The organism is Paenibacillus sp. MMS18-CY102 (assembly GCF_009789195.1).
Classification (GTDB): Bacteria; Bacillota; Bacilli; order Paenibacillales; family Paenibacillaceae; genus Paenibacillus_T.
This window is the reverse complement of record NZ_WSTC01000064.1, coordinates 1-10,054: the sequence shown is the minus strand read 5'-3', so window position 1 is coordinate 10,054 and position 10,054 is coordinate 1. Positions and strand designations below refer to the sequence as shown.

Sequence of the window (10,054 nt, the reverse complement as noted above, 5' to 3'; positions counted from 1 at the left end):
CGGCTAAAATTCGCGATACCGCCTGTTCTTTAAATGCTTTATCAAATTGCTTCCGTTGCCCCATAGTAAATCCCTCCACTTTTATTATAGAGGTTTTCTATGTGTCTATCTATTCGGGGCAGGGTCAGAGTTTCGATGGTTCAATTTTTAATGCTTCTGAGATCTTTTCGATCGTTTCAAGTGATATATTCTTGGAACCTCGTTCTATATTACCAATGTAAGACTGTGGAATCTCAACTTTCTCTCCTAATTCCTCTTGAGTTAATCCTCTATTCTTTCGAAAAAACCTTATTTTTTCTCCAACATGGGCTGAAAGCCTACTCATCATAACCACCTCATTACCAGATTAGGTAACAAGGATGCAGAGTTGAATGCACCTATAGCATATAAAACCAATTGAAATATATATGTTAAAACATATATTATAAAGATAAGCTAAGTTTATCAAAGTTAATTTAAAGGAGAACAGCGACAGCATGACGACACTACCATCACCAATCGTAATAGAAAATGTTCTTCAAAGTAAATTGCGTGGCAAAGTGGTTTATCAAAGTTTCTTTTCGGCAAACATCGGCCTAGGTCTAATATACGTTAAACCATTTGATCACCCATCAGGGAAAGGATATCAGCGACCGGTTGATAAGAAACGATGCGATGATTTTTGTAAATATCTATCACAAGGTGAAGAGGCTCAGTTCACTCCAATCTTATTAAATGCATCAGGTAACTGGGAATTTTCGTCTTATGATCTCAACCGTCAAAATATTGGAAGGCTTATTTGTAAGGGGAAAGCTTCGTTAATGGATGGACAGCATCGGATGGGGGGGACCGAACAATATATTCAACAGACTAACTCGGAAATAAACATCCCTTTTCTTTGTTATCATTATCTTGATGAGGATGAAGAGATAAAATTATTTGATACCATTAATACAAAAGCAAAAGGAATTGGATCTTCGCTAAGTAGATTTTTAAGAAGAGATTCAGATGATATCAGCTGGGTTGCTACAGAAATGATGATTAGGCCAACGAGTCCATTTAATTTAATAGGAAGTATTATAGGAAAAAGATCAAAAGGACGTCACGTGACTCTGCAGAATTTGTACCGCACGTTACACCTTCTCACTTCTGATAATCGGCTTGCCGCGCTTTCTAAAGATGAAAAATTGGATTTTGCAATAAGATATTATTCTGAGATTCAACAAACGTGTTCTGAGCAATGGAACGACTACAAAGGTTACCGAATTAGCCATATTGTGTGTCTTGATGCGCTGTCCATGGCAGGAAAAAACGTTTGGCTCAGTTGCTTCAAAGAGAATAAGAGAAATATAGATTATGAACGGTTACAAAAAAGTATTAAAAAACTTGCAAAAGTGGATTGGTCAATTAATGGTCCTTTAAAATATATTAAGGGTCTCAGCGGTTCAAAGTCACTTGCAACAGATTTGATTGAATTAATGGTTGCAAAGTAAATAAACAAAAGTAAGTTTCATCTTATAACTACGAGCAGCCGATCCATTTAGGCTGCTTTTTCGTTTAATAGACCAAGAAAAGTGATAAGAATTTTTTTTGAAAATATTTAGATGAAGTCAGAAGTGATGTAATCAAATTTAGATATATGGTAAGATATTGTAGAAGACCGAACATATGTGTCCATGTTGTGCATTTCAATTTATTTTAGATGAGGTGATGGGATATAAATAAATTAACTGCTGAAAGGATAATGACCCCGATTTTTGACTTTATGGATAAGATTGAGGAAGGACAGCTTGGATTGACATATCGAGAAGGGCAAGCAAATATGGCTTTGGATATTGCAGAAGCATTTTGTAAGAAACAACACCTTATGATTGAAGCTAGTGTGGGAATTGGTAAGTCTTTTGGATATCTAATTCCTGCATTGATAATAAATAAGCTTTATAATAAACCAATTATTATCGCTACTTCATCTATTCATCTATCAGAGCAACTCCTTGGAGACACAAATTTCATAGCAGATAAACTGCTCGGAAGGCCAGTTCGTACAATCGTAGGTAAAGGGAAAGAACACTATACATGTTTTAATCGTGCTATTTATGTGAAAAATTCCGAGAGGGATCCTAATCTAAATAGATTAATTCATTCGGTTTTTGAAAATCGTGCAGGTGAACGTAGTAAGTTTGATTTTGATGTAAGTGATTCAAATTGGTCTAAAATTAATGTCGATCGATGTCTGTATGAACGATGTGATCATCGATCGGAATGTCAATTTTATAATATGAGAACGGGGATTTCTGATTATAGTGATCGTGATATTATTATTGTAAATCAAGATTTACTTATTGCTGATTTGATTCTAAAACAAAGAGACATTCAACGCCCCCTACTAAATACTCAATCCCCTTTGATAATAATTGATGAAGCTCACAATCTAGAAACTAAAATTCGAAGCGCACTTACGATAACTTGGAGTGAAAAAACGTTCAGCATTTTGATAAAACAATTATTTAAGACACTGAATGTACTTCCTACCTTCTATGAAATAAAAAAGACTTTGAATCGATTAAACATTGAAATGCTGAAAATAGTAAAAGATATTCAGAATCAATTAGAATTAAAGAAGAGAGACCCCCAGTTCCGAGATACTGAACGTTTTGCAATTACCTTTCCTAGTTCCGCAAATCAGAAGGTATGGAAGTACTGTATTAATGAATTATCTGTTGCACTTACATCATTAGATAGCAAATTCTCGGGATATGGTAATGGCAATAGAGTAGTCGATGGTCTAACAGAAGAACTGGATCAGTTGTTTGAGTTTATTATAGAATTTCCTAAAGCAGATCTTTCTGCAAACCTGTTTTGGGCAACAACTGATAGCATCAACATAGAAATTCATATGTGTCCCAAGAATTCAAACGAGTTTTTAAAGAAAACTCTTTTTACAAAACAGTCCCGAGTGATCTTGACATCAGCTACAATTTGTCAACCTGGGCGTGGTTTTGATAATAAATATAAGTATATGGCAAACTCTATAGGGTTTAATGGAAGTTTTGCAGAACCCCAATATGCTGATTATAATTATAAAGAGAATTGCAGGTTATATATTGCTAATGATTTGCCTGCGCCTCAAACTACTTGTGAAGAAACAAAAACAAGATATTATACGGCAATATCTGAACGAATAAGAGTCCTTGCAGACATCACGGATGGAAGAACGTTAGTTTTGTTTACCTCGAAGGAAGATATGCGTCAAATTCATCGAATATTAGAAAGCGATTCGCCAATTTGGCCTGTTATGATTCAAAAAGAAGGGCCAGGTCAAAATAAAGTGCTTCGTGAATTTAGGGAAAAGCAAGGAGTATTACTTGGTACAGGTGTTTTTTGGGAAGGTCTTGATATCAAAGGAGATGACTTATCGCAAGTCATCATAGTTAGGTTGCCATTCCCAGTACCTGATCCTATATTAGATTACAAAATTACAACAGTTGAAAAACGAAATGATGTCTTAATTCCCGAGATGCTAACTCGATTGAGACAAGGTGCAGGTAGGTTAATTCGCTCGGAGACCGATAAAGGAGTCTTAAGTATTCTTGATTCCCGATTATCATCGCTTTCAGATAAGGATTACAGAGAGATGGTGCTTGAAGCTTTACCTATTAGACAGCGAACTGAAAATATAGAAGATATCAAATCATTTGTTCAAAGTAATATTGTTTCATCGAAAAGATTATTAACTCAAACCACTTAGCATTTTTGGTAACAGCTTTCGTGCTATTCTACAAGGTCAACCAGAGATTTCTGGTTGGCCTATTTTTAGACATATTTAATTGAGTACCTTATATTTTGTTGCTTTTTCACAAAACTTGTAGTCTGAGCAATAATGTATTAAACTCGGGCGCATAAATCGGCTGCATCTACTACTGCCATCTGCTTCGCGAATCCTCAGCTCGAGCTACCGGTTCGGACGGACGTTCTACCCTCAGCGATCGGTGACCGGTACTGCGGTTGGGTTCTAGAACTTCAGCTCGTGTTCCTAGTTCTGACCGGACATGCCGTCACGGTGATTTTCAGCTAGCTACGACGACTAAATTCCTAGGCGACACTTCAAAGCAAGCGTTACTGGATGTCGTGGGACAGCCCAGATGCTGCGACCAACAGTCGGCAACACCGGCCAGTTGATTTGTAGTCAAATTACTATGGCTCAAAACCTAATGTAATCCAAACCCAATAGGCCTAGTCGGTTGGGATTAGAGTCATCGCCTACAGCGGCGATCTGTTACTACAATTCCACCTAATAAATAGTGAAAGTTAAAGAGGCGTGAAGAAACAGTCGGTCGAGTGTAGTGTTATGTATGTGACACAAAACATAGATGTAGATCTTTCAAAGTCAGCTTTCAGGTTTATTGATTTTATGGCTCTTTCTTTATTTCATATAATGTAAAGGTTTCATCAATTATGATGATATAAATAAACAGATATAGGAAGGATGATAGTTTTTGAAAGGGAATTATTTTCATCCACATAGGATAACCGATGGTGACTCTTCATTGTTAATGGATAGCAATAAGTATGCAGCAGTAGTATATTTTTTAGAACAAATCGAAAAATTAGCTCCTGAAGCAGTAAGCGATCTTGTGTTACTTCATGATACTTATTCTGAGGCTGATCATTGGTTTCGAAATAATAGGATTGGAAGCCAAGAATGGCCAAGTGAATGGAGTATTGTTTCTCAAGCAGAGACAAATCATTATTCGACCTATCTTAAACTGAAAAGATCCATTGAAGTTTGGATAAACAAATTTAAACTCAAAAGTAAGGACGATTTTTATCATAAGGTCGCACTTACAGCTCTTTCATTCTATTACGACGATTGTAAAGAGTCGAATAGAATAAAACGACTTGCAGAGTATAAGGTTTTAGCTAAACGTCATAAGGTATCACTTGAGGTTTTACGCAATTCAGAAAGGTTTAGCAAAGAATGGCCATATAACGAGCTATTATCGTTATCAAGGAGCGTATTTTTCGAAGATGAATCAGATGATATTGAGTTGAACAAAAGCATTGGTCGAACCGATGGATACCGCGATAATTTTTTTGAATACGAGTACCCATTTATATTTACTCCGAGTAGCTTCAGCTTTCTCGATGAAGAGGAAGGAAGTGCCGGAACATTTGAATGGATGAGCACTTTCTATTCAATTCTCAATAAAAAGGGGAATTATGACTCGAATGATAAATCACATCTTACATACTTTGGAACAGCATGGGATCCTCGAAAAGAGTCTTGGGAGAATTTTGAAAGCAAAATAGACGTCTTATTCAAACAGTATAAAGAGTTGTACCGTGAGAGGTCTGAAGCATTTCTAGCGGAAAGGGGCTACGTTAAAGAACGCACAAAAAGGAATTTAGAACATTTCAAATGGTTGGTTCACTATCAAGTACAGGGATGGAGCCTACGCAAGATTTCAGACCATTACAGTGAGATTACTGGTGAGGTAATTAGTGAAGACACTATTTTTCATGGAATCAAAAAGACAGCAGATTTAGTATTGCTAGAATTTATACAGAAAAGAACCCGTTAATTTCCTCATGCTACCGACCTTTAGTAACATTGGAAACGACATGTCACCAAAGGTCGGTAGTAGCGGATCTAAAGCTGTTCGATAAAATATTCCCTATGTCAAACGTAACACCATATAGTTGAATATGCCTTGAAACAATAATAAAACGGCAGTCGATAGGCCGCCGTTTTGAAAGTTCTTAATTTTTTTGGTGTTGGGATTGGCACCTTTGGTTTTCCCCATGCTTCTCAATGAAGATGCAGTAAAAAATGTAATCCGAATTTTCGTAGCAAGTTTCTCTCTTTCACCCAAGCGAGTATCGTCAAAAGCGCCTTTGTCGCCAGCATCGACAATCCAGACGCCTGTAAACCTGTAACTGATCAGTTTCATAGACAAAGGGGGTTCTAGTAACGTCAGGAAACTCGTTAGTGAGATGACCTTGTTATTTGTAGTTACCATGGTAACTATTGCCAAAAGTAGATGAGAATCGATATAATTCTTTTATCTGAACGTAACGACTCTAATATACATACTGGAGTTAGTAGTCTTGTACTACGAAACAAATGTAATTGAGGTTTTTCATTGCAAACCCTTCTGGCAATTATGACTCATGGATGATCTTAGTATCAAGTACATCAGAAGGATCCAATTCTGAAATATATTGGGAGGATCTTGAAAGTTCGGATTTGAATGTGATCTTGACTATGAGGTTAATCATCACATAATTTCATGAATCAACCGTGCACTTATAACTTCAAAGAAGAATTAAGTCTAAAAAAGGAGATGTAGTTTATTGTTTGGGACTATTATCATGGATGCTTACAGTAAAGAAGAAATTAATCAGATTTCATTTGCTCTTGATGATTTATGTGCTGCAACAGATAGTTATGGTTGGGCATCTTCAGGGATATATTGTTTCTGGGATTACTACACCAATGAAGTATTATATATCGGTTTAGCAGTAGACTTAACAGAACGATTCAAACAACATAATGGGTTACTTTCTATTGATCCCGCAAGCTGTAAGTTCGAAAATATATTGGAATATTTTCGGGCCAATGAAAAACTTGGTTTCACTATTTTTGTTCAATCGCCATTAAGTCAAGCCGTAACTAGGAATAATATATATAAGTGGTTTGGATACGATCCAGATCAATTTCAAATCAAAGACTTTACAAAGGATGGTTCTAGAGACCAGCTAAAAGTAATAGAAGGTATATTAATTGAGACATATAGATTGAATAATGGGAAACTCCCTCCTTGGAATGCTGTTTCTGGTAATGTTTTCGGTCAAAGAAGCGCAAGAAAGGAGAATTATGAGATAGTCAAATGTTTTACATCAATCGAACCATCACCTCTTACCTCTAGATATTCGTTAAGAGAGTTATCAGATAATCCGGTTCATGAAGGGTATGAAAATTTTCTACACGGAGCAAGAATCTTAATGTTGAGATTGAGTATTACTTATCAAGAAGCTTTAAACATCATCCGTAAAAAGGATTCTCTAGGGATCTATAACCAGTTGCTTGCTTCAAAATACTTCTCAAAAAAGCTTACTATCTAATCAAAACTTTTTTCAGAAACGGTAATATTAAGTGATTTCCTAGACTAATGAAGTTGGGCGAAAGAAACATTATCTAATTTAAGTCTGCTATTGGTTACGACAATGACGACTTGTGGTGGAAGGCAAGTAAGGGCTTAAAGCTGTGGTTGTTAAGGGGGGCTAGTTATGGACATCGCACAATACGAAGGAAATGTATTGAACATTACAGTTGAGCTGAGTAAAGTTAGCGACATCTCAAGAGGGAGAGCCATCGAGAAATATAAGCGCATTGCTGAAAAAGGTGCTATGTCTTGTCCATTTTGTGGAGGAAAACTCTCCTTACGGGCAGGCAGTATTCGAGAGATTCACTTTGCTCATTTAAAAGGGAAGACTTGTCAGGATGCAGACGCCTACGATACCTATCAAACTCAATCTAGACGAGAAAATGTAAAACATTCCGTCATAAAAGAGGCTATCTATACCGAATTGAAGAGCCAAGAAGTCATTAAGTCAAACCTTAAGGTTGAGTATGGCTTTAAAGAGAAGGCAACGGAAAGATGGCGGCATTACCCAGACATTTACATAAAAAAGGGTGAACGTGAGTTTGCTATTTCTGTTATTACGAATGTTCTCAAATCTGGTGATGAAAAACTTGTTCGTGAGATTAATAGACGAAATAAGTATTTCCTAGAAAAAGGACTTGAGACTATCTGGTTCGTAGAAGATAGAGAACTTGCTGATGATTTTGATAAACGTGTCATGCATTTGTGGGAGGCAGAATACGGACTTGCGATTAAAACGGCAGCAGACCGTACTTGGGAGATATTTTTAAAAGATCTTATTAAGGACATTTCTAACTTTAATATTTTTGACTTACTCGGTTATCGTTCACACGCACCTATGAAGCTCGATGTCAGGAGCCTTTACTATGTTCATTCAACTGATGATGAGATTATGTTTTCTGTCTATCGGATGATATTGGATGAGAAGAGACAGCCTTTTCGTGCCTTTGCATTAACCTCTGGCTACCGAATGCATATGTCTAGTGCGCTAATTATTCGCGATGAATTCTTGTTGAGCAATGAAGAGAAGGAGGAGCAGGCTCGTATAGAGTTTACAAATGCAGTTACTAAACGGCTGGAGCAGATTCGCATTGAGGCACTTGCTAAGGAAGATACACTTCTAGCGGAGCATGTCGGCAGCCAGATAGCTGCCGCATCAGCAGAAGCTTTACATGAGCATGATATTGATGTTCTAACCTATTTAGAAAGATTAAAAGCTGCAACAATTACAGAAAAAGAAGCTAAAGCGTTCTTTCGTTACTTGGTGCGGTACAGAAATGATTTGATAGATTATGGGTTGACCTTTTCAGAAATAAAGCGTCTAACTCGTCTTATGTTAGGTAAAATAAACGATGCTGCAATCCGTTATTGGCTTGTAGAAATAGAGGGCCTTAGTTAAAGGCATAATTATTTTACATTAAGAAAGCGATTTATAAGGGGATAGTTATGAACTAATTTCGTGCGAACGTTGAAATCTGACATAATATATATTCTAAGAATATTAAGTGAGGAAATTAATCTAATGAGTATTGCCACTCAGAATAACTGGAAGAAATTTATAGAAATTTTCAATTCAACTGGTTTTATCTTTATCTTACCTGCTATCAATTATGTAATCACATTTGCATATGAAACAGGGAAAGCATCATATTATCATATTCCAGAAGACTTTATAGAACTTCAGTTACCTCAATTATTCAAACCAACAATTAAAGTCTTATTGATGGATGGTTTTTTTTTCATTTTATTAATATTCTTGTCGTGCATCGTTTGGCTATTATTTCGTGAAATAGATGCTAGGATAATTGAACCATTGTTTAAAAACAGATTAATAGATAGAAGTGAGGAGAAGAGATTTATTAAATGGTTTGTATTTGTTCTCATTCTAATATCACTTGCTAGTTCCTACTCCATTTCCAAATCACAGGGTAAAATGGATGCTAGAAAAAAATCAGAATATTGGCAGGTAACAATTGACTCCAAAGATTACGTTGTTGTTGATACGTATAAGGACTCTTATATCTTAGTTCCGATAAAAGGTGCAAAATTTGAAACAAAGTATAGATTCTTAAAGATAGAAGAGAATTCCAATAACATAAATTTAGAAAAATTTTCTGACGGTATATCGGAGTTAAACGACATCTAATTAAATATGAGTGGCATTTGTGGCAAAAATGATTGCAGAATCATTCCGCAATTTTACAATCAACTTAGTGATAAGCGATTTGCAAGGAATTGTTGTTTCAACTCGCACACTGTCCAGCGACACATATGTGCTAACAAAACATTAAAGTACAGACTTGAAAAATCAGGCGTTTATTTTATATTGCAGGTAACCTTGTCTTTATAGAAAAGCACAAAAGTACGTAAATTTTTGTTTTAAGACACAAATCAACCAACATAGAAAAAGTCATCCAATGTTCGTAATCTAGACTGTAACTACGTCACTGTTGCAATGGACAAATCTTCACTGCTAGAATGTGTATAAGGATAAAGGGCTCCTCCAACGTCAAACGTAGAGGAGAATGGAAATGTTCAAAATCAAAATTAAAACGCGGTTTTTAAAGTTTGTTTTGAAGGTATATTTTAAAAAATGGATTAACCAAATTATAAAAAGTGTGTTGCATTTCTTGTTCTTGTGATTCGAATGGAGTTGGTAATTCCGAAATAAAACGGACGTTTGTGGGATCCCTTTTATCCGATTTTTCTCCAATTTCAGAGCGATTGGAGATTATCGGATAAAATAAAATATCGAGAGCAACAAATAAAGCTGCACTCATCATGAACTGCACCCCGTCAAGTAGACAGCACAAAAAATAAAAGCTAATTAAGCGGCCTTGGTCCTGAATTCCATTGGACTTAGGCCGTTTAGTTTTGCTTGTAGCCGTTCGTAATTGTAAAAGTGAATG

General features: G+C 36.1%; 10 protein-coding genes. 7 read left to right on the top strand and 3 right to left on the bottom strand.

Translation table 11 applies throughout. The features are described 5' to 3' along the window. A partial coding sequence (locus GON22_RS26335) for a hypothetical protein (RefSeq protein ID WP_237179346.1) occupies positions 1 to 221 on the top strand: 221 nt, incomplete at its 5' end. Here the strand turns inward: GON22_RS26335 and GON22_RS25245 are convergent. After that, a complete protein-coding gene (locus GON22_RS25245; RefSeq protein WP_160398825.1) occupies positions 125 to 325 on the bottom strand; it encodes a helix-turn-helix domain-containing protein in 201 nt (66 codons plus the stop codon). The genes GON22_RS26335 and GON22_RS25245 overlap by 97 nt on opposite strands. Positions 326 to 476: 151 nt before the next feature. Between GON22_RS25245 and GON22_RS25240 the strand changes: the two genes are divergently transcribed. From GON22_RS25240 to GON22_RS25230, 3 genes are all read left to right on the top strand, one after another. After that, positions 477 to 1,472, top strand: coding sequence for a DGQHR domain-containing protein (locus GON22_RS25240; RefSeq protein ID WP_160398824.1), 996 nt, complete (start codon positions 477 to 479; stop codon positions 1,470 to 1,472). A 272-nt stretch (positions 1,473 to 1,744) separates the two neighbouring features. Further along, entirely contained in the window at positions 1,745 to 3,727 is a 1,983-nt protein-coding gene (locus tag GON22_RS25235; protein ID WP_237179345.1) for an ATP-dependent DNA helicase, read from the top strand. Positions 3,728 to 4,475: 748 nt separating this feature from the next. Further along, positions 4,476 to 5,561: a hypothetical protein gene (locus GON22_RS25230; RefSeq protein ID WP_160398822.1), complete on the top strand. Its 1,086-nt coding sequence runs from the start codon at positions 4,476 to 4,478 to the stop codon at positions 5,559 to 5,561. Between the two features lie 93 nt (positions 5,562 to 5,654). On the opposite strand, the gene GON22_RS25225 is transcribed toward GON22_RS25230, so the two are convergent. After that, positions 5,655 to 5,930 (bottom strand): hypothetical protein, encoded by a 276-nt coding sequence (locus tag GON22_RS25225; protein ID WP_160398821.1) that lies wholly within the window; start codon positions 5,928 to 5,930, stop codon positions 5,655 to 5,657. A 403-nt stretch (positions 5,931 to 6,333) separates the two neighbouring features. Here GON22_RS25225 and GON22_RS25220 point away from each other — a divergent pair, with 403 nt between their 5' ends. The 3 genes from GON22_RS25220 (at position 6,334) to GON22_RS25210 (ending at position 9,291) form a co-directional block, all read left to right on the top strand. Beyond that, positions 6,334 to 7,104: a GIY-YIG nuclease family protein gene (locus GON22_RS25220; protein WP_160398820.1), complete on the top strand. Its 771-nt coding sequence runs from the start codon at positions 6,334 to 6,336 to the stop codon at positions 7,102 to 7,104. A 165-nt stretch (positions 7,105 to 7,269) separates the two neighbouring features. Then, the gene (locus GON22_RS25215; RefSeq protein ID WP_160398819.1) at positions 7,270 to 8,544 is read left to right on the top strand and encodes a competence protein CoiA family protein; all 1,275 of its coding nucleotides are present in this window, start codon (positions 7,270 to 7,272) and stop codon (positions 8,542 to 8,544) included. A gap of 123 nt (positions 8,545 to 8,667) precedes the next feature. After that, the gene (locus GON22_RS25210) at positions 8,668 to 9,291 is read left to right on the top strand and encodes a hypothetical protein (protein WP_160398818.1); all 624 of its coding nucleotides are present in this window, start codon (positions 8,668 to 8,670) and stop codon (positions 9,289 to 9,291) included. Positions 9,292 to 9,972: 681 nt separating this feature from the next. On the opposite strand, the gene GON22_RS26830 is transcribed toward GON22_RS25210, so the two are convergent. Next, positions 9,973 to 10,053, bottom strand: coding sequence for an IS3 family transposase (locus GON22_RS26830; RefSeq protein ID WP_087440906.1), 81 nt, complete (start codon positions 10,051 to 10,053; stop codon positions 9,973 to 9,975). Position 10,054 lies beyond the last annotated feature (1 nt).

Coding starts and splice junctions, on each gene's coding strand:
- GON22_RS25215 (WP_160398819.1), top strand. CDS start 7,270: ATGGACATCGCACAATACGAAGGAAATGTATTGAACATTACAGTTGAG.
- GON22_RS25240 (WP_160398824.1), top strand. CDS start 477: ATGACGACACTACCATCACCAATCGTAATAGAAAATGTTCTTCAAAGT.
- GON22_RS25235 (WP_237179345.1), top strand. CDS start 1,745: ATGGATAAGATTGAGGAAGGACAGCTTGGATTGACATATCGAGAAGGG.
- GON22_RS25245 (WP_160398825.1), bottom strand. CDS start 325: ATGAGTAGGCTTTCAGCCCATGTTGGAGAAAAAATAAGGTTTTTTCGA.
- GON22_RS25210 (WP_160398818.1), top strand. CDS start 8,668: ATGAGTATTGCCACTCAGAATAACTGGAAGAAATTTATAGAAATTTTC.
- GON22_RS25225 (WP_160398821.1), bottom strand. CDS start 5,930: ATGAAACTGATCAGTTACAGGTTTACAGGCGTCTGGATTGTCGATGCT.